At 55.1% G+C, this 26,029-nt stretch carries 26 protein-coding genes, 1 tRNA gene and 1 riboswitch; of the genes, 20 read left to right on the top strand and 7 right to left on the bottom strand.

The genetic code is table 11. From position 1 onward, the window contains the following. Positions 1–2 precede the first annotated feature (2 nt). Genes C7386_RS06155 through C7386_RS06135 form a run of 5 tightly spaced genes read left to right on the top strand, consistent with a single transcriptional unit; the run spans position 3 to position 3,988 of the window. Positions 3–779 carry a ParA family protein gene (locus C7386_RS06155; protein WP_116705075.1) on the top strand — a complete coding sequence of 259 codons (777 nt, stop codon included), beginning with the start codon at positions 3–5 and terminating at the stop codon, positions 777–779. Then, complete coding sequence (locus C7386_RS06150) at positions 779–1,654, top strand: ParB/RepB/Spo0J family partition protein (protein ID WP_116705074.1); 876 nt, start codon at positions 779–781, stop codon at positions 1,652–1,654. Before C7386_RS06155 ends, C7386_RS06150 begins: the two co-directional genes overlap by 1 nt. 12 nt (positions 1,655–1,666) lie before the next feature. After that, the gene (locus tag C7386_RS06145; RefSeq protein WP_110435747.1) at positions 1,667–2,236 is read left to right on the top strand and encodes a hypothetical protein; all 570 of its coding nucleotides are present in this window, start codon (positions 1,667–1,669) and stop codon (positions 2,234–2,236) included. 33 nt (positions 2,237–2,269) lie between these two features. Continuing rightward, the gene (gene serS / locus C7386_RS06140) at positions 2,270–3,562 is read left to right on the top strand and encodes a serine--tRNA ligase (RefSeq protein ID WP_116705073.1); all 1,293 of its coding nucleotides are present in this window, start codon (positions 2,270–2,272) and stop codon (positions 3,560–3,562) included. 33 nt (positions 3,563–3,595) lie between these two features. Beyond that, a complete protein-coding gene (locus tag C7386_RS06135) occupies positions 3,596–3,988 on the top strand; it encodes a thioesterase family protein (protein ID WP_110435745.1) in 393 nt (130 codons plus the stop codon). A gap of 49 nt (positions 3,989–4,037) precedes the next feature. On the opposite strand, the gene C7386_RS06130 is transcribed toward C7386_RS06135, so the two are convergent. Next, a tRNA-Leu gene (locus C7386_RS06130) sits at positions 4,038–4,121 on the bottom strand. 658 nt (positions 4,122–4,779) lie between these two features. On the opposite strand from C7386_RS06130, the gene C7386_RS06125 reads away from it, so the two are divergent. The 4 genes from C7386_RS06125 to C7386_RS06110 all read left to right on the top strand — a co-directional run bounded on the left by C7386_RS06125 (position 4,780) and on the right by C7386_RS06110 (position 8,917). Beyond that, on the top strand, positions 4,780–5,037 hold the full coding sequence (locus C7386_RS06125) for a heavy-metal-associated domain-containing protein (protein ID WP_116705072.1): 258 nt from the start codon (positions 4,780–4,782) through the stop codon (positions 5,035–5,037). 95 nt (positions 5,038–5,132) lie between these two features. Beyond that, complete coding sequence (locus C7386_RS06120) at positions 5,133–6,023, top strand: helix-turn-helix domain-containing protein (RefSeq protein ID WP_165815484.1); 891 nt, start codon at positions 5,133–5,135, stop codon at positions 6,021–6,023. Between the two features lie 264 nt (positions 6,024–6,287). Beyond that, on the top strand, positions 6,288–6,599 hold the full coding sequence (locus tag C7386_RS06115; protein ID WP_116705070.1) for a DUF6110 family protein: 312 nt from the start codon (positions 6,288–6,290) through the stop codon (positions 6,597–6,599). A 209-nt stretch (positions 6,600–6,808) separates the two neighbouring features. Next, entirely contained in the window at positions 6,809–8,917 is a 2,109-nt protein-coding gene (locus tag C7386_RS06110) for a heavy metal translocating P-type ATPase (RefSeq protein ID WP_116705069.1), read from the top strand. A 117-nt stretch (positions 8,918–9,034) separates the two neighbouring features. Here C7386_RS06110 and C7386_RS06105 read toward each other — a convergent pair whose 3' ends face one another. From C7386_RS06105 to C7386_RS06095, 3 genes are read right to left on the bottom strand one after another with little or no spacing between them, the layout of a single operon-like run. Beyond that, entirely contained in the window at positions 9,035–9,460 is a 426-nt protein-coding gene (locus tag C7386_RS06105) for a GNAT family N-acetyltransferase (RefSeq protein WP_116705068.1), read from the bottom strand. A 29-nt stretch (positions 9,461–9,489) separates the two neighbouring features. Further along, positions 9,490–10,236 carry a hypothetical protein gene (locus C7386_RS06100; RefSeq protein ID WP_110435739.1) on the bottom strand — a complete coding sequence of 249 codons (747 nt, stop codon included), beginning with the start codon at positions 10,234–10,236 and terminating at the stop codon, positions 9,490–9,492. A 24-nt stretch (positions 10,237–10,260) separates the two neighbouring features. Continuing rightward, entirely contained in the window at positions 10,261–10,671 is a 411-nt protein-coding gene (locus C7386_RS06095) for a hypothetical protein (RefSeq protein WP_227109651.1), read from the bottom strand. Between the two features lie 158 nt (positions 10,672–10,829). On the opposite strand from C7386_RS06095, the gene C7386_RS06090 reads away from it, so the two are divergent. The 10 genes from C7386_RS06090 (at position 10,830) to C7386_RS06040 (ending at position 23,027) form a co-directional block, all read left to right on the top strand. Beyond that, positions 10,830–12,182, top strand: a complete 1,353-nt coding sequence (locus C7386_RS06090) for an MATE family efflux transporter (RefSeq protein WP_110435738.1) — start codon at positions 10,830–10,832, stop codon at positions 12,180–12,182. A gap of 87 nt (positions 12,183–12,269) precedes the next feature. After that, a riboswitch (cobalamin riboswitch) is annotated at positions 12,270–12,635 on the top strand. A 163-nt stretch (positions 12,636–12,798) separates the two neighbouring features. Beyond that, positions 12,799–13,812, top strand: coding sequence for a sirohydrochlorin cobaltochelatase (locus tag C7386_RS06085; protein WP_337534339.1), 1,014 nt, complete (start codon positions 12,799–12,801; stop codon positions 13,810–13,812). Between the two features lie 551 nt (positions 13,813–14,363). Then, positions 14,364–15,260 carry a hypothetical protein gene (locus C7386_RS06075; protein WP_116705067.1) on the top strand — a complete coding sequence of 299 codons (897 nt, stop codon included), beginning with the start codon at positions 14,364–14,366 and terminating at the stop codon, positions 15,258–15,260. Next, a complete protein-coding gene (locus C7386_RS06070; RefSeq protein WP_116705066.1) occupies positions 15,257–16,402 on the top strand; it encodes an ABC transporter substrate-binding protein in 1,146 nt (381 codons plus the stop codon). Before C7386_RS06075 ends, C7386_RS06070 begins: the two co-directional genes overlap by 4 nt. Positions 16,403–16,418: 16 nt before the next feature. Beyond that, positions 16,419–17,432, top strand: coding sequence for a FecCD family ABC transporter permease (locus C7386_RS06065; protein WP_116705065.1), 1,014 nt, complete (start codon positions 16,419–16,421; stop codon positions 17,430–17,432). A gap of 674 nt (positions 17,433–18,106) precedes the next feature. After that, the gene (locus tag C7386_RS06060) at positions 18,107–19,228 is read left to right on the top strand and encodes an ABC transporter ATP-binding protein (protein WP_110435733.1); all 1,122 of its coding nucleotides are present in this window, start codon (positions 18,107–18,109) and stop codon (positions 19,226–19,228) included. A gap of 207 nt (positions 19,229–19,435) precedes the next feature. Next, a complete protein-coding gene (locus C7386_RS13695) occupies positions 19,436–20,158 on the top strand; it encodes a lysozyme family protein (RefSeq protein WP_227600490.1) in 723 nt (240 codons plus the stop codon). A 281-nt stretch (positions 20,159–20,439) separates the two neighbouring features. Next, entirely contained in the window at positions 20,440–21,465 is a 1,026-nt protein-coding gene (locus C7386_RS06050; protein ID WP_110435732.1) for a methionine ABC transporter ATP-binding protein, read from the top strand. Beyond that, a complete protein-coding gene (locus C7386_RS06045; RefSeq protein WP_110435731.1) occupies positions 21,452–22,105 on the top strand; it encodes a methionine ABC transporter permease in 654 nt (217 codons plus the stop codon). The genes C7386_RS06050 and C7386_RS06045 overlap by 14 nt, the downstream gene beginning before the upstream one ends. Before the next feature lie 70 nt (positions 22,106–22,175). Continuing rightward, complete coding sequence (locus C7386_RS06040) at positions 22,176–23,027, top strand: MetQ/NlpA family ABC transporter substrate-binding protein (RefSeq protein ID WP_110435730.1); 852 nt, start codon at positions 22,176–22,178, stop codon at positions 23,025–23,027. Between the two features lie 322 nt (positions 23,028–23,349). Here the strand turns inward: C7386_RS06040 and C7386_RS06035 are convergent, their stop codons facing one another. From C7386_RS06035 to C7386_RS06025, 3 genes are read right to left on the bottom strand one after another with little or no spacing between them, the layout of a single operon-like run. After that, on the bottom strand, positions 23,350–23,616 hold the full coding sequence (locus tag C7386_RS06035; protein ID WP_158580273.1) for a barstar family protein: 267 nt from the start codon (positions 23,614–23,616) through the stop codon (positions 23,350–23,352). A gap of 34 nt (positions 23,617–23,650) precedes the next feature. Further along, positions 23,651–24,124: a ribonuclease domain-containing protein gene (locus tag C7386_RS06030; RefSeq protein ID WP_110435728.1), complete on the bottom strand. Its 474-nt coding sequence runs from the start codon at positions 24,122–24,124 to the stop codon at positions 23,651–23,653. Positions 24,125–24,130: 6 nt separating this feature from the next. Beyond that, positions 24,131–24,568, bottom strand: a complete 438-nt coding sequence (locus C7386_RS06025; RefSeq protein ID WP_110435727.1) for a hypothetical protein — start codon at positions 24,566–24,568, stop codon at positions 24,131–24,133. Between the two features lie 1,086 nt (positions 24,569–25,654). On the opposite strand from C7386_RS06025, the gene C7386_RS06020 reads away from it, so the two are divergent. Then, entirely contained in the window at positions 25,655–26,026 is a 372-nt protein-coding gene (locus tag C7386_RS06020; RefSeq protein ID WP_116705064.1) for a BlaI/MecI/CopY family transcriptional regulator, read from the top strand. The last annotated feature ends 3 nt before the right edge of the window (positions 26,027–26,029 follow it).

Raw genomic sequence — 26,029 nt, 5'->3', positions numbered from 1 at the left:
CTATGGGGAAGATTATCGCGTTTGCCAATCAAAAGGGCGGCGTGGGAAAAACTACAACCGCCATCAACCTCGCGGCAGCGTTGTCAGAGCGCGAAAAGCGCGTTCTGCTGTGTGATTTCGATCCGCAGGGCAATGCAACCTCCGGTTTTGGCGTGGATCCGCGCTCACTGGGAACCTCGATTTACGATTTGATTGTAGCCGATCAGCCGGATGTCAAGAGCGCAATCGTATCGACCAAGTGGGTTGATCTGCTGGGCGCGAACGTCAATCTGGCGGGTGCTGAGTTGGATTTGATTGGAATGTCCGACCGCGAGTACCGTCTGAAAAACGTACTCGATCAGGTGAAGGACGATTACGACTATGTATTTATCGACTGTCCGCCGTCACTCGGTCTGCTGACGCTCAACTGCCTGTGTGCGGCCGACAGCTTTCTGGTGCCGCTGCAGTGCGAGTATTACGCGCTTGAAGGTCTGAGTCAGCTGATGACGACCGTGCGTATGGTAAAGAAGGCGCTCAACCGCAAGCTGGTGATGGAAGGCGTGCTGCTGACCATGTTTGACGGACGCACCAATCTGTCGATTCAGGTGGTTGAGGAAGTGAAAAAGCACTTCCCGGGCGAGGTGTTTTCGGCTGTTGTGCCGCGCAACGTGCGTCTGAGTGAAGCGCCGAGCCACGGCAAGCCCATAACGGCATACGACAGAATGTGCCGCGGCGCAGAGGCTTATCTGGCTCTCGCGGACGAGATTCTGAAGAAAAATGACCGAAAGGGGAGAAGCTGATGGCAGGCGCAAAAATGGGTCTGGGCGGCGGCTTGTCCAACCTTTTCGGCAGTGATACCAGCGATTTAATGGAAGAAAGTCTGGATAACGGCACAAAAAACCTGCCTTTGGCAAAAATCGAGCCGAATCCCGATCAGCCGAGGAAGGTCTTTGATCAGGTATCTCTGGACGAGCTGGCAGAGAGCATTCGCCTGCACGGCGTCATCACACCAATCACGGTACGCAAGGGCGAGAAGAACGGCTACTACCAGATCATTGCAGGTGAGCGCCGCTGGCGTGCAGCACGTCAGGCAGGTTTGGAAGACATTCCTGCGATGGTGCTTGAGGCTGAGGAAAACGAGGTCATGGAGCTGGCACTGATCGAAAATCTGCAGCGGCAGGACCTGAACCCGATCGAAGAAGCCGAAGGCTATGAGCGTCTGATGAAGCAGTTCGGACTGACGCAGGAGCAGGTGGCCAAGCGCGTGGTCAAGTCCCGTTCGGCGGTAGCGAACGCACTGCGTCTGCTGGCTTTGCCGACCGAGGTGCGGACGATGGTCAGCGAAGGCGAAATCTCCGGCGGTCACGCGCGGGCAGTCCTTGCAGTAAACGAAGCGGATAAGCGCGTAGAGGCAGCCAGACAGATGGTCGGCCTGTCGGTCCGTCAGTCGGAGGCGCTGGCCAAGCGCATGAACAAAAAACCGGTCGAGAAGCCTGAGCAGTCGCCCGAGGTTTCCGTGGACTATATTGCCGAGCTGGAGAAGGAGCTGGAGGGCGCCCTCGGACGCAAGATCAGCATCCAGCAGGGCAAGCACAGCGGCCAGCTGACGCTGGAATATTACGGCGCAGAAGATTTGGAGCGGCTCAGTGAAGCACTCCGAAACCTGCGTGTATAAAGGAGGCAAGCAATGGACGAGCAGAATAAGCAGCCGGAACAGAACAAGCCGGAGAAAAAGCTCAGCCGCACCACGCTGACCTTTTATATCGTCGGACTGTTTTCTGTAGCGATTGCGCTGATCCTGATCAGCTATGTGGCACAGTCGCGTGCGGACAAGCAGGTCGAAAATCTAAGCTCGCAGCTGACACAGCAGCAGACCGTGGCACAGGGCGCAACCCAGAAAGTGGAAGATTTGCAGAAGCAGTATGACATACAGAACACTGCACTGGATAAGGTCCGCAAGACGCTGGACAGCGAGCAGGCGGCAACCGATGTAGTCGGTGCGACCGAGCAGCGTATGGAGGAGCGTGAGGTGTATCAGTACCTTGCGCAGATCGGCGTTTCCCTGGCGGCAAAGCAGACCGCAGATGCCCGCAAGACCTGCGACGAAATGCTGACGAAATACAGCGAGGAGCGTTTGCTGGGCAGCAGCGAGGATGGCTTTGATGAGAACATCAGCAAACTGTTCCAGTCGGTCAAAGCTGCACTGGAGCAGGCTGAGCAAGCGCAGGATGCAGAGCCGAACGACACGGAAGAATAACACGTATATAATGTAAAAGGAGATATAGACACAATGCTGGATATCAAATTTGTCCGCACCAATCCGGATGCGGTAAAGGAAAACATCAAGAAGAAGTTCCAGGACGAGAAGATCCCGATGGTTGACGAGGTCATCGAGTTTGACGCGAAGTACCGTGCAGCCAAGACCCGCTGTGATGAGCTGCGTGCACAGCGCAACAAGAAGTCCAAGGAAATCGGCGGTCTGATGGCCAAGGGCCAGAAGGAAGAGGCCGAGAAGATCAAGGCCGAGGTTAAGGCAATGGCCGATGAGATGACCAAGCTCGAGGAGGATGAAAAGACCTTCGCTGAGGAAGTCAAGAACCGTATGATGGTCATCCCGAACATCATTGACCCGTCCGTTCCGATCGGCAAGGACGACTCCGAGAATGTTGAGATTGAGAAGTTTGGCGATCCGGTCGTTCCGGATTTCGAGGTTCCGTATCACGTTGATATTATGGAGTCCTTCGACGGCATCGACCTCGATGCTGCACGCCGCACCTCCGGCAACGGCTTCTACTACCTGAAGGGCGATATTGCCCGTCTGCATTCCTCCATCCTGTCCTACGCACGCGACTTCATGATCGACCGCGGCTTTACCTACTATATTCCGCCGTTCATGATCCACGGTGATGTCGTTAAGGGCGTTATGTCCTTTAAGGAAATGGAGAACATGATGTACAAGATCGAGGGCGAGGACCTGTACTTGATCGGTACCTCCGAGCACTCCATGATCGGCAAGTTCATCGACACCATCAACGATGAGGAAACCCTTCCGCAGACCCTGACCAGCTACTCTCCGTGCTTCCGTAAGGAAGTCGGCGCACACGGCATCGAGGAGCGCGGTGTATACCGTATTCACCAGTTCGAGAAGCAGGAAATGGTTGTTGTCTGCAAGCCGGAAGAGAGCAAGATGTGGTATGACAAGCTGTGGCAGAACACGGTTGACTTCTTCCGTTCGATGGACATTCCGGTTCGCACGCTCGAGTGCTGCTCCGGTGACCTGGCTGACCTGAAGGTTAAGTCCTGCGACGTAGAGGCATGGTCTCCGCGTCAGAAGAAGTACTTCGAGGTCGGCTCCTGCTCCAACCTTGGCGACGCACAGGCTCGCCGTCTGGGCATCCGTGTCCGCGGCAAGGAGAATCCGAAGGAGCTGTACTTCGCACATACGCTGAACAACACCGTTGTTGCACCTCCGCGTATGCTGATCGCATTCCTCGAGAACAACCTGCGTGAGGACGGCTCGGTTGCAATTCCGAAGCCGCTGCAGCCGTATATGGGCGGCATGACTGAGATCCGCAGAAAGTAATTTACCTTACTATAGAAAAAAGGAGAGATTCCAATGCAGGTTGGTATTAAGGGCGAGAAGAAGTTCACCGTAACCAAAGATCAGCTGGCATGCAATGTCGGCAGCGGTCTGGTATCCGTGTTTGCAACCCCGATGATGATCGCAGCCATCGAGAACACCGCTGCAGGCAGTGTAGCCGGTGAGCTGGAAGAGGGCAAGACCACGGTCGGCACGCTGGTAAACGTAAGCCACGTTGCCGCTACGCCGGAGGGCATGGAAGTCCGCATCGAGACCGAGCTGACCGAGATCGCGCCGAACGGCAAGATGCTTACCTTCAAGGTTGCCGCATACGATGAGGCAGGTCTGATCGGTGAGGGCACGCACCAGCGCGCCATCGTAGCCAAGGAGCGCTTTGAGCAGAAGGCACAGAGCAAGCTGTCCAAGTAAAAATCGGCAAAAGAAAAACGCTGTGGAGAGATTCCACAGCGTTTTTTGCTGGTGCGGGTAACAGGACTTGAACCTGCACGTCGAGGACACCAGAACCTAAATCTGGCGCGTCTGCCAATTCCGCCATACCCGCGGGTGAGATTAGTATACCCTTTTTGCGGGTATTTGTCAATCTTGATGATGGTGCTCATCGGGAGTGGGGCGCTTGCGAAGCGAGCGGAATCTGCGCTGACGCCGCGCGGGCGCACAAGAGGGTAGACACCTGCGGTTTCCACCCACATGAGAATCACCCCTTACCCTTGGATAGCCTGGCGCAGACCAGAGACCGGCGACCGCTGCGAAATAAGGGGAACGGCAGTCGGGGTACCGTTGCGTGGCTTCCTCCGCCTTTTCGCAGTTCACAGATACACATACGGGCAACTCACCTTGTGCCGCTCCTGCGTAAAGCAGCCGGTCTGTGTAGCAGCAAAGTATCTGGCACTGCGTAGAGGTAAAGAAATGGGAGCACACTGTGCTCCCCTACGGTAGAAAAAAACCTCTGCCGTTCCCTATTTTCGAAGCGGTCGCCGGTCTCCGGTCTGCGCCAGACTAAGAAATAAAGGGAAACGGGAGTTAAGAGGGTAGAAACCGTAGGTGTCTACCCTCTTGCCCCTGCCGCGGGTGCGGCGAATCCTGCATGAGCAAACTCCTACGCAAAACTAAGGATTCCCCCTTGCAATCTGCGCTATTTCGTGATATATTGTTAGTTAGTAAAAGCTAACCAGCTCGGGTACAAAAGGAGCATTACACCCATGTTGAAAATCACTCTCGGCGTTGACGGCATGATGTGTGGCATGTGCGAAAGCCATGTCAACGATGCGGTTCGCAAGGCATTTCCCGTGAAGAAGGTCACTTCCTCTCACGGCAAGGGGCAGACGGTTATCCTCACTGAGCAGGATCTCGATGAGCAGGCTGTCCGCGATGCGGTAAACGCTACCGGCTACACCGTTACGTCCTTTTCCAAGGAGCGATATGAGAAAAAGGGACTGTTCTCCTTTCTGCATAAATGAACAGAGTAAGGCCGCCTTGCAGCGGCTTTGCTTTTCAACATAGGTTAGCAAAATCTAACCTAATAAACCGATATATACCAACGGAGGAAATCGCAGTGCTGGAAACTCTGCTCAAACCGAATACCGGCGCATCGCTGTCCGGCTGCGTACGCTGGACCCAGCCGATGGATGGTGTGCGCGTGTGCGATTTTGACTGCGCGCTGACTGTGCCGCCGGCCATGCCTGCGGAGCCATCCGAGGTGCCGTGCGAGGTGCTGTTCTGCCGGCAGGGCGGTCTGCGGCTGACCATGACCGATGGGCGGCAAGTGTTCCTGCATGAGCACGAGGTACTGCTGCTGCTCGGCGCAAGTGTGCAGAGCCTTTCGGTCGCGGACGGATTGTTCAGCGGTGAGCTGGTGCTCATCGAGCAGAGCGCAGCGGCACCGTGCCGTCTGACGGTCAACGCAGCACGAATCAAAGCACGAGTCACTCCGCATCTGGGCTGCGTAGTGCTGCGCAGCGCGGTGTGGATTGATAATCTGGCTGCGGCACTGCAGTCCGTTCCGGAGCGGGACAGAGCCGCCTACAGTGCAATCAAAGCCATTGAGCTGCTGTACCTCATCAGTACAGACAGTCCGCTGCTGACGATACCGCCGGAATCCGTCTCCCGCGATCACTATCTGACCGATACAGTGAGGCAGGTACAGGAGTATATGGTATCGCACCTGTCCGACCCGCTTACAATCGACCAGCTGTCTGCACGGTTCCGCATTTCGCCGACCGCCTTGAAGGATATATTTCGGCAGACCTACGGTCGGCCGATTCACCAGTATCTGCTTGAAAAGCGGGTGCAGCATGCTGCCGAATTGCTGCATCGGAGTCCGCTCTCCATCGTGGATATTGCGGCGGCGGTCGGCTATAACAGCGCCAGTCAGTTCGGTGTGGCGTTCAAGCGCCGCTATCAGCTGACGCCCTCGCAGTACCGCCGACAAGCTCGAAAAAGTTAGCAAAATGCAACTATTTTGATGATAAAACTAAAAATTAGCGGCAACAAACTGCGAAAATGTCCGATTCCGTGCGTTTCATGTCTAAAGCTGTGCGACAAGCAGGGAAAATTGTGATATGATAATCGCAAACAAAAAAACACACCATGTTTGGAGGTGTACTGTATGAAGCAGCATCGTTTTTGGGCATGGGCCGCACTGTTCTGCATGGTAATGACGATGATTACCGGCTGTAAGCGCAAGTGAGATTAATAGGAGGAACATATTATGAAGAAGATTTACAAGGACATCGCCGTATTTGTTGGTGGCACTCTGTTCGGTTCCGCAGGTATCAAGCTGCTGAGCAGCAAGGATGCTAAGAACGTATATACCCATGCTACCGCAGCGGTTCTTCGCATGAAGGATACCGTTATGAACACCGTTGACTGCGTTAAGGAGAACGTCGGCGACATCCTCGCTTCCGCAGAGGAGATCAACGAGAAGCGCGCTGCTGAGGCAGAGGCTGCTGCTGTTGAGGATGCAGACATTGAGGTTGAGCTGACCGATGAGGACCCGACTGCTGCTCCGGTTGAGGCATAAGAACCTGTCGCCAAACCGTGGTTTGGCGGACAGGAAGAACGGACTGTGAGCCGTTCCAAAGTCATCCGAAAGTTCCCATTCGGAAGCTTTCTCCCTCTTAGGGAATGAAAACCGAGGCACATGTTCCCGGTTTTCATGGGACGAATATCAAAGAGGGGCAGAGCCCCTCTTTTCCTATCTACCGGAAGTAAGCTGGAGGTAATTTTACTATGAAAGCATTCATTGAACACGAAAGCCGCGGACGGCTTCGCGTGCGCATGAAGCAGTACCGCATGACGCTGGAGCAGGCTGATCTGCTGGAGGCGTATCTGCAGAATCAGCCGGGTGTACTCAACGCAGCCGTGCACGAGCGCACCTGCTGTGCTGTCATCCGCTACATCGGTGACCGCGAGAATATCATCCGCGCGATCGCTCAGTTTAACTATACTGCACCGTCTGTTACGGCGCTGACGCCGACCCACAGCGGCCGTGCGCTCAACCGTGAGTATCAGGAAAAGCTGGTCGGCAAGGTTATTACGAAGTTTGCCTGCACGCTGTTCCTGCCAACGCCGCTGCAGATAGCACGCACGATCTGGCTGTCGCTGCCGTTCCTCGGCCGCGGTCTCAAGCGCCTGATTCACAGAGAACTGAAGGTTGAGCTGCTCGATGCGCTGTCCATCGGTGTTTCGATGGTACGCCGGGACTTCTCCACGGCAGGCTCGGTTATGTTCCTGCTCGATATCGGTGAGCTGCTCGAGGAGTGGACGCACAAAAAGTCGGTTGACGATCTGGCACGCTGTATGTCGCTCAACGTAAAACGCGTATGGCTCAAAACCGATGACGCAGAGGTACTTGTACCGCTGTCAAACATCGCTGTCGGTGATCACATTCTGGTTCGCATGGGCAGCGTCATCCCGCTGGACGGTGAGGTTGTTGAAGGCGAAGTCATGGTTAATCAGGCATCGCTTACCGGAGAATCCATGCCGGTTGCAAAGCGTCCGGGTACGCAGGTTTACGCCGGCACGGTCATCGAGGAAGGCGACTGCGTGATCGAGGTCACCCAGTCCTCCGGCGAGAGCCGCTATGACAAGATCGTTTCTATGATCGAGCAGTCCGAGCAGCTCAAGAGTGCTGCTGAGAGCCATGCCGCCAATCTGGCGGACAAGCTGGTGCCGTACACGCTGGTCGGCAGTGCGCTCAGCTACGCACTGACCCGCAATGTCACCCGTGCACTGTCCGTGCTGATGGTTGATTTCTCCTGTGCGCTCAAGCTGGCTATGCCGCTGGCGGTTCTGTCCGCCATGCGTGAGGCAAGCATGTATCATATCACGGTCAAGGGCGGCAAGTTCCTCGAGGCTGTCGCACAGGCGGATACCATTGTATTCGACAAGACCGGCACGCTGACGCACGCCTGCCCGGTGGTTGCCAGGGTTATTCCGTTCGGTGGTCGTTCCGAAGACGACATGCTGCGCGTTGCAGCCTGCCTGGAGGAGCATTTCCCACACTCCATGGCGAACGCCGTTGTCCGCGCTGCGCGTGAGCGCAATCTGGCGCACGAGGAAATGCACTCGCAGGTTGAGTATATCGTAGCGCACGGCATTTCCAGCATGGTTGAAAACAAGAAGGTCGTTATCGGCAGTGCACACTTTATCTTCGAGGATGAAAAGTGTACGGTTCCGGCCGGTGAGCAGGAGAAGTATGATGCACTCCCGCCCGAGTTCTCGCATCTGTATCTGGCCATCGGCGGTGAGCTGGCGGCCGTTATCTGCATCGCAGACCCGCTCCGTCCGGAAGCCCGCGATGTGATGAAGGCGCTGCGCGCCCTCGGCATCAAGCGCACAGTCATGCTGACCGGCGACAGTGAGCGCACGGCAGCGGCTATCGCGGCTGAGGTCGGCGTGGACGACTACCGCGCTGAGGTTCTGCCGGAGGACAAGGCAAACTTTGTCGAGCAGGAACGCGCGGCAGGCCATACGGTTATCATGCTCGGCGACGGTATCAACGATTCTCCGGCGCTGTCGGCGGCTAACGTTGGCGTAGCCATCAGCGACGGCGCTGCCATCGCCCGTGAGATTGCGGACATCACTATCGCAGCGGAGAATCTGTTTGAGCTGGTTGCGCTGCGCCGTATCGCACAGGGTCTGATGAGCCGCATCAACTCCAATTACCGCTTTGTAATCGGCTTTAACGGTTCGCTGATCGGTCTGGGCGTTGCCGGCGTGCTGGCTCCCGCAACCTCTGCGATGATGCACAACCTGTCTACGTTGGGCATCAGCCTGCGCAGCATGACCAATCTGATCGATTCTTCCGAGACGACCCGCCTGCTGGAGAGCAAGTAATTTTAATAGAGTTAAGAGTGGAGAGTGAAGCGCTTTCCACTCTTTCTTTTCAGGCATAGAAAAACCCCGCCTTTGACGGGGTTTTGTGTTTCTATAACTGTTTGAAAAACTGTATTTTTACTTCTGCTGCCACGCCATTCCATAATCTTTTTCCCCGGTAGCTTCATCCAGGCCGCTGTACTGAATTTCAAATCCTTCTCTTTGATAAAAAGATATTGCTGGTGTGTTTTTTTGATATACATTCAAAATCAGTTTGCTTCTTGTATTCTTTACATAATTCAGCAGTATTTTACCGATACTCTGCGACTGCATTGCCTCAGAAACAAAAATGCCTTCAATATATTCGCCATTCAGCCCGATAAATCCTTGTATCTTCTGATTGTCCTCATAGACATAGACAGTTGCCTGCAGCAGCAGTTCTTTCACAAGCTCCAAATTACTTTTCCAATATTGGGCAGAGATAAAATAATGTGCCTTTATATTGGTGTCCAGCCATATATCGGCAACTTGATTGATATCTGCTTTTCGTAATTCTCTAATCATAGCGGGGGACTCTCCTGCAAATTTGATTGTTACACAATAGAAGGTAATGTCAGATACGTTACCGGATGCGGAAACGTAAACAGCGGGCGCTGTTCGCCGCTGGCGTTGATCAACGTGAGGGACAGCGTGCGCAGGTCATTCGTCGGCAGCGGCACAAGCTGTGTCCACTCGGTGCGGATAAACCGGTCCGGATCGGTCTCGGTCAGCGTGTAAGTTCCGTTATGGTATGCAAAGAACAGGGGCTGTCCCAGAGCAGGCTGCATTTCCAGAGAAATGGCAGCATTCCGATCTCGATGGATTGCAAAAAAGCGCGTCAGCAGCGCATACGGCGGCTTGAGTTTGTTCTGTCCGGTCAGGCGCAGTGTACCGCAGTCGCGCCAGCGCGGCATGGAACAGATATGCCGGGCGTCCCACTCGGTCACCGGATCAAAAATGTGCTGCCCGATGTCGGAATTGGACATAAACCATTCGGTGTAGGGGAGACCATAGGCGTTTTCGCCGTCTGCGGAAAACAAAACCGGATAGGTGAATTCGTCGGTCTGTCCGCACGGCTGCAGGTGATACTCTGTGCCGTCAAATGTCAGAGAACCGGTTTCACCGTCCGGTGTGCGCAAGGTGAGCGTGCTGGGTTCGTCCGCTTCGGCAAGCTCATACAGTACAGAATCATCTATGACCTCGCGGTCAGAGGAGATTGTCAGCGTGCCGAAATCAGCCGCCATAGCGGGATAAGCACACAGAACCAGCGCTAAAACGGCAGATAACAGGCGTTTCTTCATATAATTGCCTCCTTGGATGCTGCTTTATCTGCAATCGCTTTCTTTTCGTTTTCCAATTCCTTTTCTGTAATCTTCCATGAGTCTAATACAATGACCTGCTATATCGTGCATTCCAAGTTCCTGAAAAAAGGTAATTTGCAGTTTCATCAGTTCTTCGCAAACCGTCAACTTCTGTTCATCCATATTGCCGATAGCAAGCCATGGGAAAGCCTTATATTTCCTCGTGTCACCAATGAGAAAATTGTACCCTATTAACTGATTTTCACGGAGAACGAAATAGAATTGTGGACCCGAATTCGGAACTGACTTTTCCATAATCCGCTGCATTGTTTTCACACCGCCGTATGCCGGGAAAAAACCGATTTGCGCAAGAGCATTTAATATGTCAAGCCGTTGATCCGTGGGTATATCTCTGTAATTGAAAATCTGTTCCATTTGCTTTGCCCTCATTAAATTCCGATTTGCCATTCTGTTATGGCTTCACTATACCATGAATACCCCTGAAACACAATCACCCATTGACACCACCGATATTCCGATAGATAATATAGGCAATAGGAAAACTTTACGCAAGAAGGGAAGTGCTTCAACGAATGAAACGCAGCTACGAGATGGACCTGTGCAGCGGTCCGCTGCTGAGCAAAATCCTGCTGTTTTCGCTGCCGCTGATTCTTTCGGGTGTGCTGCAGCTGCTGTTCAACGCGACCGACATTGTCGTAGTCGGCAAATTTGCGGGCAGCAATGCAATGGCGGCGGTCGGCTCGACCACCTCGCTGTTCAACCTGCTGGTCAACTCATTCATCGGTATTTCGGTCGGCGCGAACGTACTTGTCGCGCGGCATTACGGCGAGCGGGATTACGACGGCGTGCAGCAGACCATCCAGACGGCGCTGCTCACCGGCTTAATCGGCGGCGCGATACTGATCGTGCTCGGCGTTGTGCTCGCACGTCCCATGCTGACGCTGATGGCCACACCGGATGAGGTTATCGACCAGGCTGTGCTGTACATGCAGGTGTATTTCATCGGTATGCCGGCAACCATGATCTACAACTTCGGTGCCGCCGTGCTGCGTGCCGTGGGCGATACCCGGCGTCCGCTGTACTTCCTGATGGCGGCAGGCGTGATGAACGTCCTCGGTGACCTGCTGTTTGTGTGCCTGCTCGGCATGGGCGTTGCCGGAACTGCGATCGCCACCGTGCTCAGCCAGTGTGTCTCTGCGGCGCTGACCGTGCTGTGCCTTGTAAAATCGGACGGCATGTGCCATCTCGACTTGCGCCGTCTGCACTTCCACATGGATAAGTTCCTGAGAATCATGCAGGTCGGTCTGCCTGCCGGTATGCAGAGCGTTATCTTCAATATCTCGAACGTACTCATTCAGTCTTCGGTCAACAGCTTCGGCGCAGTAACGGTTGCGGGCAACACGGCAGCCGCCAACATTGAGGGGTTTGTGTACATTTCGATGAACGCGCTCTATCAGACCTCCATCAGCTTCACCAGCCAGAATCTCGGTGCAAAGAATTATCACCGCATCGACCAGACACTCGTGCGCTGCATGTGCATCGTCACACTGATCGGTCTGGTGCTCGGCAACGGCGCACATCTGCTCGGCAATCATCTGCTGCACATCTACTCGGATGATCTGGAGGTCATCTCGTTCGGTATGCAGCGCCTGTCGGTCATCAGCGTCACCTACTGCCTGTGCGGCATGATGGATGTGCTCGCGGGCACAATACGCGGTCTGGGCTATTCCATGCTGCCAATGATCGTCTCGCTGATTGGCGCATGTGTGTTCCGTATCATCTGGATTTTTACGGTCTTTCGCGTGCAGCATACGCTGTTCATCCTGTATGCGTCCTACCCAATCTCGTGGATACTGACCATCCTGGCGCACTTTGTGTGTTACCTGATCGTGCGGAAAAAGGTTTTCCGGCCGCAGGAGATATAAGCGCGCGTTTTTCTCCGGAAAACGGTTGTAATTGACGGTTAAATATAGTATAATACTCGTGCAATGCGGGAATTTCCCGCGTAATAAGTAAATAAGCGAACAGTCGGTGCCGCTGTATGTTTTCGAACAGGACAGCGGGTAAAAGGGAAGCAGGTGCAAATCCTGCACGATCTCGTCACTGTAAGCGGGGAATGGACTGCCATTTACGTCACTGATATTGCAGTATCGGGAAGGCGGCAGTTCTAAGGCAACATCGCATGATGAAAGCTGCGGCGCTTTGCGGAAACTTTGTGTCCTGACTTCGTTGTGATTTCACGGTCATACATCAAGTATTACCGCAAAACCACGCCTCGTCAGTACGCGAGAATTGACTCGCAAATCGCTCTTGTGCAATTATGCGGTATTGCCTTAAGAGCCGCAAGTCAGGAAACCTGCCGGTCTGTTGGTACGGGAAGCTGCTTCCGGGTCACGAGTTATTGATTGTACTGATACCGCATGATTTTTGATTCAGGCAGTCCCTTTCATCATATATTGATGGGGGACTGTGTGTTTTCCGTACCCTTTTTCTTTCAAAGTGTGCGCTTTCGCTTTGCAGGCAAAATGAAGGAGGAAAACCATGAGCAAAGTAAGCAAACTGAAGAAGCTTGGCATTATGCTGATCGTTTCCGGCATGCTGATGTCCATGCTGACCGCTTGCGGCGGCAGCAAGACCGCAGCTGCGGATGACACGAAGGACAATAACACCACTGCACAGACTGATGCGCAGGATCAGACCGATCCGGACGAAAACTATGAAACGGGTGACGCTTCCTTGGACGATCCGCTGAATCAGGATGAAATTGGCGATACCGAGCTGCTCGTAGTCAGCTTCGGCACCAGCTATAACGACAGCCGCCGTGAGACCATCGGCGCCATCGAGAAGGCGATGCAGAAGGCGTTCCCGGATTACGCGGTACGCCGCGGCTTCACCAGCCAGATCATCATCGACCATGTAAACAAGCGTGACGGCGAGAAGATCGACAACGTAACCGAGGCACTGGACCGCGCCGTAGACAACAAGGTAAAGACCCTGGTTGTTCAGCCGACCCATCTGATGAACGGTCTGGAGTACAACGACCTCAAGGATGAGCTGGCAGGCTATTCGGATTCCTTCGAGAAGATCGTGCTCGGTGATCCGTTGCTGACCTCTGACGATGACTTCCAGAAGGTTATGAATGCCATCGTAGACGCAACCAAGGAGTACGACGACGGCGAGACCGCAATCTGCTTCATGGGTCACGGCACCGAGGCAGAGTCCAATCAGGTTTACACCAAGATGCAGGAGACCCTCAAGGCCGCAGGCCACGACAATTACTTTGTCGGCACTGTTGAGGCAACTCCGTCCCTCGATGACGTAATCGCAGCCGTTAAGGCAAGCGGCTATAAGAAGGTTGTTCTGCGTCCGCTGATGATCGTTGCAGGCGACCACGCCAATAACGATATGGCAGGTGACGAGGACGGCTCCTGGAAGACCGAGTTTGAGAAGGCAGGCTTCGAGGTAACCACCGTAGTTGAGGGCCTTGGCTCTGTGCAGGCAATCCAGGATCTGTTTGTTGCACACGCACAGGCAGCGATTGATTCCCTGAAGTAAATCAAGTAAACAGCAGGGTCCGAACCGTGGAATGCGGACGGACCCTGTTTTTGTGGAAATTTTGATTTGTTTAATCGGTTTGATAAGTGAACTTGGCGCTTGAGAAGCGAACGGAACTCGCTTACGCGGCGGAGCGCATAAGAGGGTAGACAACCTGCGGTTTTCCACCCTCTTATGAATCTTCCCTTTTCCCTTAGAAAGCACGGCGGCAATCAGAGAGCTGAGACTATAAAGGAACGGCAGTCGGGTTACCACAGCGTTTATTGCGCAAAATATGCGCAGTTCACAGACAGCGTACTGCTACACATATCGGAAAGCCTACGCAGAGGGCGGCACGGCTATGCCGCCCAAAGGATTACGCCTGCGATAACGGTGTGGCACGCACTGTCTGACGCAGAAGAGACCCTTGTCAGCGTGTAAGGGTAGGCTGACTGCCGTGGTGCCTATCCTTTTGGACCTCCCAGCCAAAGGTTGGCTCCTGTTCCTGCTGCTTTAGCAAATAGATAAATCAAAATCCCGTTTTTATATCGCAAAACAAAGGAGAAGCCACAATGAAGAACAAAAAAGCACTGTTAAGCGCCGTATTTGCGGCATTCATGCTCCTGTCCGCCTGCGGCGGCAGCACCCAGAAGGACACCTCCGCGCAGGACAGCAGCACCACCTCTCAGGTCGCTTCTGCGTCCGATATGGCCGATGTCGAGGACGTTGTTGAGGACGGCATGACGCCGATCACCGGCGACAAAGTGAAGGACGGCACCTACGATGTAACCGTCGATTCCAGCTCCAACATGTTCAACGTTACCGCATGCGAGCTGACCGTCAAGAACGGCGAAATGACCGCTAAGATGCACATGGGCGGTACCGGTTATCTGTACGTCTACATGGGCACCGGCGAGGAGGCTGCCGCTGCCAAGGAGGCCGATTACATTCCGTTTACCGAGGAAGCCGACGGCACACACAGCTTTACCGTTCCGGTTAAGGCGCTCGATGAGGGAATTGATTGCGCAGCCTTCAGCAAGAAGAAGGAGAAGTGGTACGACCGCACCCTGGTGTTCCGCGCGGACTCTTTGCCGGCAGACGCACTGGCAGACGGCGTAATGACCACCGCTGAGAGCCTGTCTCTCGCAGACGGCACCTACACCGCTGACGTAACGCTTTCCGGCGGCTCCGGCCGTGCAAGCGTGGAATCTCCTGCAGCGCTGACCGTTTCGGGCGGCAAGGTGACGGCTAAGATCATCTGGAGCAGCAAAAACTACGATTACATGAAGGTGAACGACGAAAAGTACGATGCTGTGATCGAAAATGAGCACTCCACGTTTGAAATTCCGGTTGCGGGCTTTGACTGGGCGATGCCGGTCGTAGCCGACACTACCGCAATGAGTGAGCCGCACGAGATCGAGTACACGCTGCGTTTTGACTCTGCGTCCATCGCTCCGGCAGCAAAATGAGAAGAATTACAGCATGGTGCCTGAGTGCGGCACTGCTGCTCGGCGGTCTGTCTGGCTGCGGAACTGCCCGGCAATCGACCGCACAGACGCAGGCGGCGGTCTCGTGGAGCGACATGCAGCCGACCGACAGCGTGGATTTGGAGTATGCCGAGTGCTTCTCGGTCGATCACTATGACGGCGGCTATTCGCTCATTACCGTGAAGGACGACGCACGTTATCTGGTCGTTCCGGAAACTGCGTCCGTGCCGGACGGTCTGGACGCGGATATTACGGTGCTGCAGCAGCCGCTGGACAGCATTTATCTGGTCTCCTCGAGTGTCATGGACCAGTTCGTTGCACTGGATGCGCTGGACAGTATTTCACTGTCCGGCACCAAGCAGGACGGCTGGTACATCGACGAAGCCAAGCAGGCGATGGCGGACGGAAAAATCGTCTACGCGGGCAAGTACAGCGCGCCGGATTACGAGACCATCTACTCCGCTGACTGCAATCTTGCTATTGAGAATACCATGATCTACCATACGCCTGAGGTCAAGGAGCAGCTCGAAAAGCTGGGTATCCCGGTGTTTGTCGAGCGTTCCAGCTACGAGCCGCACGCACTCGGCCGCATGGAGTGGATCAAGGTGTACGGCACGCTGCTCGGCTGCGAGGACAAGGCGGAAAAGCTGTTTGCGGATAAGGTGGACGGCATTGTGGACATCCTGCAGAAGCCGGCAGCCGGAAAGACGGTTTCGTTCTTTTACATCACGTCGAACGGTGCGGCAAATGTTCGCAAATCCACGGATTATATCGCGGAAATGATTAGTCTGGCAGGAGGAAAATACATTTTTGACGATCTGACAGACGATACGGCAAAGTCCACCGTCAACATGCAGATGGAGAGCTTTTACGCCGGAGCCAAGGACGCGGACGTGATGATCTACAACGCCACCATCGACAGTGAGCTGCAGACGCTTGACCAGCTGCTGGAAAAAAGCCCGCTGCTTGCGGACTTCAAGGCCGTGAAAACCGGCAATGTGTGGTGTACGGAGAAGAACCTGTACCAGTCCACAATGGAGCTGGACGAGCTGATCCGCGACTTCCATACCGTCATTGCAGACGGCGACCCGTCCACACTGAAATACTTACACAAGCTGTCCTGAAAGGAGAGGATTTCCCATGAAACCGCAGCCTAAAATGCGTTATGCGGGCGCGTTTGCCGTGCTTCTGGCACTGCTGGCCGTGCTGTTCGTGTGGAATGTCAACTCGGGCAGCCTGCACCTGTCCGTCCGAGAGGTCGCGCAGATTCTGCTGACGCACAGCGGCGACAATGCGGTCATCGTGTGGGAGATTCGCCTGCCGCGTATCTTCGCGGCCATCCTGCTCGGCGGTGCGCTGTCTGTCTCCGGCTTTCTGCTGCAGACCTTTTTCGCCAACCCGATCGCGGGACCGTTCGTGCTGGGTATTTCCTCGGGGGCTAAGCTGACGGTCGCGCTGACGATGATAGGCGCACTGTCCTGCGGGCGCGTGCTCGGCTCTGCCGTCATGATAACAGCCGCCTTTGCGGGAGCCATGCTCTCGATGGGCTTTGTGCTGCTCATCGCGCAGCGCGTGCGGCAGATGCCGCTGCTGGTCGTGAGCGGCGTGATGATCGGCTACATCTGCTCGGCGGTGACGGATTTCGTCATTACCTTTGCTGAGGATTCCAATATTGTCAACCTGCATAACTGGTCTATGGGCAGCTTTTCGGGCATTTCCTGGGACAATATCCGCGTGATGACGCCGGTCGTGCTCGCGGCGCTCGTGTGCGTGTTCCTGCTGTCCAAGCCGATCGGCGCGTACCAGCTCGGAGAGGGGTATGCCCGCAGTATGGGCGTCAACATCACCGCGTTCCGCGTGGTGCTGATCCTGCTGTCGAGCGTGCTCTCGGCGTGTGTAGCGGCGTTTGCCGGACCGATTTCGTTCGTTGGCATCGCGGTTCCGCATCTTGCGAAAAGCCTGTTCGGCACGGCAAAGCCGATCCTGATGATACCGGCGTGCTTTCTCGGCGGTGCGGGATTCTGCCTGCTGTGCGATCTCATCGCGCGGACGGTGTTTGCACCGACGGAGCTGAGTATCAGCACCGTGACCGCCCTGTTTGGTGCACCGGTCGTTATTTATATTATGGTTCACCGGAAGTCCTCCCGATGGTGAGTCTGCGTCCTCACGCAGAGGGAGTGGGAGCCAACCCTTGGCTTGGAAACCAAAAGGATAGACACCAAGGTTTCTATCCTCTTGAAACTCCAGTTTCCTATTGTTAGATAGTCTGGCGCATACCAGAGACCGGCGACCGCTTCGAAAAGGGGGAACGGCAGACGATTTTTCCTATCGTAGGGGAGCGCAGTGTGCTCCCATGTCGTAACATATTCGCAGTGCCAGATTCCTTGCTGCTACACAGGCGGTTCAATCAGCGCAGGCGCGGCATGACAGTGCCGCGCAAGTCGTTAGCCTGGAGTATATAGACAGCACCTGCGGATTTATCGGTTTGATATAATCTATCTGCGCAGGTGTTGTCTGGAATAACGCGTAAAAGAGTTGCGCGACACGGTTATGTCGCGCCTATCGTAGAGTAACCCGCATGTGTAGCAGTATGTTATCTGTGAACTGCGAAAAGGCGGAGAAAGGCACGAAAGAGTAACCCGACTGTCGTTCCTTGGCGAGTCTCAGCTATGCAAATTTCGCCGTGCTATCCCAAAAGGAAACGGGATTCATAAGGGTGGAAACCTTGGTGTCCACCCTTATGCCCCTCGCCGTGGGCACGGCGCCCCTGCCGGGAAGGCAAGATTCTCTTGCTTCGTAAGCAATCATGTTAAAGAAGAAGGTACAAAATGTCCCATCCTTTCGTCGAAACAAAAGAAATGACCGTCGGCTACCGTGGTGTGCCGCTCATCCGCGACATCGCCCTGCGTGTTCACCGCGGTGAGATTTTAACGCTCATCGGTCCGAACGGCTCGGGTAAATCGACCATCCTCAAAAGCCTCATCCGTCAGCTGGCGCTCATCGGCGGTACGGTATATCTGGATGGCAAATCGCTGCAGACTCTGCCTGAACGTGACCTTGCGCGCACGATGTCCGTGCTGCTCACCGAGCATGTGCGGCCGGAGCTGATGACCTGCTGGGATGTGGCGGCTGCAGGCCGCTATCCGTACACCGGACGGCTTGGTCTGCTCAGCGACGAGGACCGCGCCAAGGTGGACGAGGCGCTGGCGCTTGTCGGCGCGGATGAACTTGCCGACCGCGATTTTTCCTGCATCAGCGATGGACAGCGGCAGCGTGTGCTGCTGGCCCGCGCCATCTGCCAGGAGCCGGAGGTCATTGTGCTCGATGAACCCACCTCCTTCCTCGACATTCGCTACAAGCTGGAACTGCTGACCGTGCTCAAGCAGCTGGTGCGCGAAAAGCAGGTGGCGGTCATTCTCTCGCTGCACGAGATTGATCTGGCGCAGAAGCTGTCCGACCGGCTCATCTGCGTTCACAACGGCAGAATTGAGCGCTGCGGCACGCCGGAGCAGGTATTCACCGGCGACTACATCCGCACCCTGTATGACCTCGAGCGCGGCACTTATAACGAGCAGTTCGGCAGTCTGGAACTCGAGCGGGTGACAGGCGAGCCGCGCGTGTTCGTTATCGGCGGCGGCGGAAGCGGAACGGCACTGTACCGCAGACTGCAGCGGCGCGGCATTCCGTTCGCGGCAGGCATTCTGCCGGAGAACGATGTAGAGCTGCCGACGGCTCGTGCTCTGGCGGTCGAGACCGTCACCGAGCGGGCGTACCAGCCGATCGGTGAGGACGCTTACGCGCGTGCGCAGGCGCTTGTACGGCAGTGCGGAAATGCGGTCTGCTGTCTGGATTTGTTCGGTCCGGTCAACGAAAAAAACCGCGTGCTGCGCGACTGGGCACAGCAGGAGGGGCTGCTGCGGAGCAAATCAGAGTTGGAAAATATTACATGATGATCGCCTGAAATGTTGCTCAAAACGCAATGTTGTGGTAAAATAGCCAATAATGCCAATGGTGACAGGGAAGGTTCCGCCCGGTCACCGGTGAGAGCAACCACTTTGTCACAGGAAAGTGATAACATGGCAAGAAAGCAACAAAAACGACATAACAGAGGCAGCGATCGGCGGAAAACCGCCCATGCACATCGCAGTACGCGGCATATGCAGCCGGTAAGAACGCAGAAAACGGTCAGACGCCGTCTGCCCGAGGCGGAAGTGCGCCGCAGACAGCGGGCACGCCGTCGGCAGTTTGCGCTGCTCGGGCTGGCAGTCCTGCTCATTGTGCTTATTTTTGCCTTTCGGCATTTGATCAGCACACCGCAGCAGAGCGGTGCGGACGGTGATACCGGCAATTCCGGCACGAGCGCGACCGAGGAGGTCAAGCAGGTAGCCAAGGCAGTGAATGTCTATCAGTCGGTTATGTATTATCAGCCGGTGGTGCAGAAATATGCCGAGCAGAACGGCATTCCGGAGTACACGGATGTACTGCTGGCCATTATGCAGGTGGAGAGCGGCGGCAAGCTGACCGACATCATGCAGTCCTCCGGCAGCGCCGGACTGCCGAACGATTCACTCGAGGAGGAGAGCTCGATCCGGCAGGGCTGCACCTATTTTGCACACCTGCTGAGCAAGGGCAAATCGCTGGACTGTGATCTGGACTGCATCATTCAGGCGTATAATTACGGCAGCGGTTTCCTCGATTACGCGGCTAAGTTCAACGGTGTGTACAGCACCGAGCTGGCTGAGAAATTCGCGGAGAAGCAGTCCGGCGGCAATACCATCCAGTATGATAACCCGATGGCAGTCCAGGAAAACGGCGGCTGGCGGTATGCCTACGGCAATATGTTCTATGCCCGTCTGGTTAAGCAGTATTTGATCGAGTGATCGTATTTTACGCTCTGTTTGGACAAAACTACTTGACAAACCGCCTGTAAAAAGCTATACTTATCCCACAGCTTAGAGTATTTAAACCGCAGGAAAAGGAGGAAATCACCGTGCGTGCAGTTCGAATGGAAATGTGCATGATGTGTGGTTCTGCTCGTTTTTCTGCGAAGCAGCCGTAAGGCTGAAACGCATAGGCGGGCCGCTTTTCATGCGGCTGATACAGAAAACGGGCGGAAAGCAGAAACCTGCTTTCCGCTTTTCTTTTGAAAATGTAAGGAGGAATGAATGTGGCACAGGATGTGATCGTCCGGATTCAGGGTCTGAACAAGACCTTTCGCGGCAGAGCCGGAACGGTAGTTGCGCTGAACGGTATCGACCTTGATATCTATCGCGGCGAGATTTTCGGCATTATCGGTCTTTCGGGCGCAGGCAAGTCCACACTGGTACGCTGTATCAACTTTTTGGAGAAGCCCACCGAGGGCACGGTAACGGTGGATGGACAGGAGCTCGGCAGACTGAGCAAAAAACAGCTGCTCGAGGCTCGCCGGTCGATGGGTATGATCTTCCAGCAGTTCAACCTGCTGCAGCAGAGAACCGCACTGCAGAATATCTGTTTTCCGCTCGAGATTGCGGGAACGAGCAAAGCCGATGCGGAAAAGCGGGCGCGTGAGCTGCTTGAGATCGTCGGTCTGTCAGACCGTGCGGATAACTATCCGAGCCAGCTGTCCGGCGGTCAGCAGCAGCGTGTGGCGATTGCACGAGCACTTGCGACCAACCCGAAAATCCTGCTGTGCGACGAGGCGACAAGCGCACTCGACCCGACGACAACGCGGTCGATCCTCGCACTGCTTAAGGAGATCAACAAGACGCTCGGCATCACCATCATCGTTATCACGCATGAGATGGCAGTCATCGAGGAAATCTGCCAGAGAGTTGCGATCATTGATTCCAGCCGTATTGCCGAGGTCGGCACGGTGGACGAGGTGTTCACCCGACCGAAATCCGCAATGGCCAAGCAGCTTATCTATCCGGACGGCAAGCGCAATTCTCTTGCGACCGGCAAGCGGTACTGCCGCATTGTATTCGACGGCAATTCGTCGTTTGAGCCGGTGGTATCCAACATGGTGCTCGAGTGCAAGGCGCCGGTCAATATTATGTTCGCGGACACCAAGAACATCGATGGCAAGGCTTACGGTCAGATGATCCTGCAGCTTCCCGAGGACGAACGCGCAGCAAAACGCGCACTGGCGTACCTCGAAACCCAGAACGTACACGCAGAGGAGGTAGCCGATTATGCTTCCGTTTAATGTTTGGGCGCAGAGCCTTTGGGAAACCCTGTATATGGTCATTGTTTCGACCGTTATCTCGTATGCGATCGGTCTGCCGCTCGGTCTGACGCTGGTTGTTACCGATAAGGGCGGCATCCGTCCGATGCCGATCGTCAACACGGTTCTGGGCGTGGTTGTCAATATCCTGCGCTCTATCCCGTTCCTGATTCTTGCCGTTATGATTACGCCGATTACGCGCGCGATCGTCGGCAAGGCCATCGGCACCACTGCGATGATCGTTCCGCTGACCTTTGCGGCAGCACCGTATGTAGCCCGCATGGTCGAGTCCTCCATCAAGGAGGTGCCGTTCGGTGTGATCGAAGCCGCACAGTCCATGGGTGCAAGTCCGTGGCAGATCGTGTGGAAGGTGCTCGTGCCGGAGGCAAAGCCGTCCCTGATGGTCGGCGGCGCGATTTCGGTCGTTACCATCCTCGGCTATTCCGCAATGGCAGGCTTTATCGGCGGCGGCGGTCTGGGTACCGTAGCCGTAAACTACGGCTATAACCGCTATAATTTCCCGATTATGCTGGTAGCGGTTATCATTATCGTTATCGTTGTTCAGATTTTCCAGGAGGTCGGCATGCGTCTTGCACACCATCTGGATAAGAGAAACAGATAATCGTTTTTCATTCTCAATTTTATTTTGTTATCATTAAAAATGATATATATCAGAAAAGGAGCGAATTCCCATGAAGAAGACAATCGCAGCAATCCTGGCAGGCGCCCTGTGCCTGACCGCCCTGACCGCTTGCGGCGGCAGCAAGACCGACAGCGCTGCAGCTGACAGCAGCAGCGCAGCAGCAGGCGACGACAAGACGATTACCGTTGGCGCTACCCCGACTCCGCACGCAGAGATCCTGAATGCGGCAAAGGACGCACTCAAGGCTGAGGGCTACACCCTGAATGTAGTCGAGTTCACCGACTATGTGCAGCCGAACACCGCACTGGTTGACGGTGATCTGGATGCAAACTACTTCCAGCACACTCCGTACCTGAACAACTTCAACAAGGAGAACGGCACGGATCTGGCTGCTGCATTCGATATGCACTACGAGCCGTTTGGCATTTACGCCGGTAAGACCGCTTCCATCGAGGAGCTGAAGGACGGCGCTTCCATTGCCATCCCGAACGACGGCTCCAACGAGACCCGCGCACTGCTTCTGCTGCAGGATGCCGGTCTAATCAAGCTGAAGGACGGCATTGACCCGACCTCCGACGCTACCAAGCTGGATATCACCGAGAACCCGAAGAACCTGGACATCCAGGAGATCGCTGCAGAGCAGCTGCCGCGTTCTCTGGCAGACGTTGACCTTGCTGTTATCAACGGCAACTATGCGCTGCAGGCAGACCTGAACGCCGCTGAGGACTCCCTCATCACCGAGAACCCGGACTACGCTAAGGTCTATGTAAACGTAGTTGCTTGCCGTTCCGGTGAGGAGAACAGCGATAAGATTCAGGCGCTGAAGAAGGCGCTGCAGAGCGACGACGTTAAGAAGTACGTTGACGAGACCTATAAGGGTGCAGTCGTAACCGTATTCTAACTTCGATCACGACCACGCTCGTGATCGAGGAGGACATGCCGAGCAATAGCTCGGACATGTCTGGGGCGGGATTCTGCGCGTCCGCTTTGCGGGCACACAGAATCCCTTACTTGTATAAAATCCCACGCACATGTCGCGGGATTTTATGAAAAGAGGCGGCATAGACCGCCTTTTTCTATTATATGCGCGCTTACGCGCTGTCCGCTGCGGCGGAGCCAATGGCTCGGATTTCTGGACGAAATCCTGCCATGCGGGTGCGGCTTGCAAGCAAGCCGGAATAAAAAGAAAACCGAGGCACATGCCTCGGTTTTTGTTTTGCCTGTTACTGTACATTCAGCGTAAACGCCGGATTTTCGGCGGCCGCGTCCGCCAGCACGCGGAGCACCAGCTCGCCGTAATTGCCGAGATGCGCGACCAGCATCTCCGGGTGCCGCAGCGTGAGCCGCGCCGCCGGATAGGCGGTCAGCAGGTCGTACAGCGCGTCCAGATTGCGGCCGTAGTCGGCAGGAAAGCCACACACCTTGGCCAGCACATCGTGCAGCTGCTCGCGCGTGTACAGCGTTTCCGCGTCCAAAAGCAGTTCTTTCATTCTCATTTCCCCCGAAATTGAATTATTGTAAAAGCTATTCTGTGATTTCCTCAAAACTTTCGTAATGGTCGGCGGTGTAGTAGATTCGGCCGTCGTCCGCGTAGACCAGCCGTTCCGCGCCGCGCTTGTCGGCTCCGCGGGTGTTGAGGTCGCACTCGTGATAGCTGCCGTCCGGCAGGGTGCCCTCGTAGTTGCCGAACCGGTCGCCGCCGATCGAGCAGCCGGGTGCATACGGCTCGAGCGAGCCGCCCTGCCAGCCGAGTGCCTGCGCCTGCTTTTTCGTGATGTAGTTGGAGGGTAAGTGCCCGTATTCAGTCAGATAGGCGGAAACCTCGTCCTTGCTGTCGTACTGCCCATCCTCGGTGACGGAAACAGCGGAAGCGCTGTCTGAGGTGATGATGGCGGTCGGTCCGTCCTCACCGCCGATGATGCCGATTTGACCGGCACAGCCGGTCAGCGTGCCGAACGCCAACAGCAGAGACAGCCATAAAGCGGTTAATTTTTTCATATTCTGTTACTCCTTCGCCGTAGGATAGAACAGAACGAACAGATCGTGGTACAGATTGCGTCCGTCACCGCTCTTGATGGCGCGCAGCTTGCCGTTGACGAATACATAGCCGTCCGTATTCACGCCGATCGAGTTGCCGTTCTGGAAGGTCACGGTCAGGCGGTTGGCAGTCAGCTTGTTCTGGCTGGGCTTGATAAAGTGCGGATAGGCGGTGTAGGTCTGCTCACTGAGAAGCTGTATGATAGCGGTTTTCTGGTTGTCGTCGGTTTGCGGTACCTCCACGTCATTCTCGGTGAGGGTGATGGTGGATTGCGGTCCGGTCTCCGCGATGTCGGAAAAGTCCTGGCTGTAAACGTGGGTATAGATCAAACGTCCGGTGGCGAACAGCAGCAGAAGCAGCAGCGTGCCGCAGATGGCCAACATGAGCGAAACGGTTTTTCGCATGGGAAATTAACTCCTTTGGGTTTTATATAAAACAGGTTTTTGATTGTGAAGATAGGTTTTTGCCTGAAATCAAGCGGAGAGCTGCGCTCTGCGGAGCGCGGAAGTTCGCCGCGTCCCGCGGCGGGGGGAGTGCGCTGACGCCGCGCGGGCGCACAAGAGGGTAGACACCTGCGGTTTCCACCCTCTTGTGAATCACCCCTTTCCCTTGGATAGTCTGGCGCAGATTGCCGACATGTGACCGCTGCGAAAAGGGGAACGGCAGAGGATTTCTTCTACCGTGTTTTTTTAACCTATTCGCAGTGCCAGATACTGTTCTGCTACACAGGCGGTTTACTCTGAGCAGGCGCAACATAACAGTGTTGCGCAACTCGTTAGTCTGGAGTTTACGGACAGCACCTGCGAATGTAGGCGTTTGGTACAATTTATCTTCGTAGGTGCTGTCTATCATAACGCGCTATCGAATTGTGCGGCACTGTTATCCCCCAGGGGACCCTCTCTTGCCCTTCGGGCAATTCACCTTGTGCCGCACCCAGCGTAGAGTAGCCCGTATGTGTAGCAGTAATCTATCTGTGAACTGCGAATATGTTGCGAAACAAACGCTGAGGTAACCCGACTGCCGTTCCCCTATTTTCGAAGCGGTCACATGTAGGCAATCTGCGCCAGATTAGGAAGCAAGGGAAAGGTAGGAGTTCAAAGAGGAAGGGAAACCGCAGGTGTCCCTTCCTTTTTGCCCCCGCGGCGGGTGCCGCAACGTTCCCGCCGCAGCGGCGGCGAATCCCCCGCTGAGGTTCAGCGAAAAACCTCCCGCCCGTTAGGGGCGAACCCGCCTGCGGCAGTTCGCGTGCCCCACTCAGCCGGTGCAGAAAAATCCGTGCCGAATTGATAAATCAAACTCATCTAATTAAAGCATATCCTAAAAAAACAGCACTGTCAACGCAATAAAAATTACAAAATGTAAACAATTTGTATATGTCAGCGCACTTTGCGGGAATTTGTGAAATAAGGATTGACAATCATCTTCTACTATTGTAGAATATAAGCAATAAAAGGTGTTTTACATTTGTAGAATAAAAGGAGGGTTAGACTATGCGAAACGACAAGCGATTGCCCGATGCGGAGCTGGAGGTCATGCAGACCATCTGGTCTCTGGGCACACAGGTCACGGCGGCCGAGGTGCAGCAGCACGCGGATAAGGACTGGAAAATGACCAGCGTGCTCACGTTCCTGTCCCGCTTGTGCGACAAGGGATTTCTTTCCTGCACGAAGGAGGGACGGCAAAACCTGTACACGCCGCTCGTCAGCGAGAAGGACTACCGTCAGCGTGAGAGCGTCGGCTTTCTGCGCCGGCTGTGCGGCGGCTCGGTGAAGAATCTGGTCGCGAGCCTGTCGGATGCGGGCGCGCTGACCGAGCAGGACATCGACGAGCTGCGCGCGTTCCTCGACAGGCAGACGCACTAAGGA

The organism is Agathobaculum butyriciproducens (assembly GCA_003096535.1).
In the GTDB taxonomy this organism is placed as follows: domain Bacteria; phylum Bacillota; class Clostridia; order Oscillospirales; family Butyricicoccaceae; genus Agathobaculum; species Agathobaculum butyriciproducens.
Note: the sequence above shows the minus strand (reverse complement) of the source record. Positions and strands in the feature narration are given on the sequence as shown.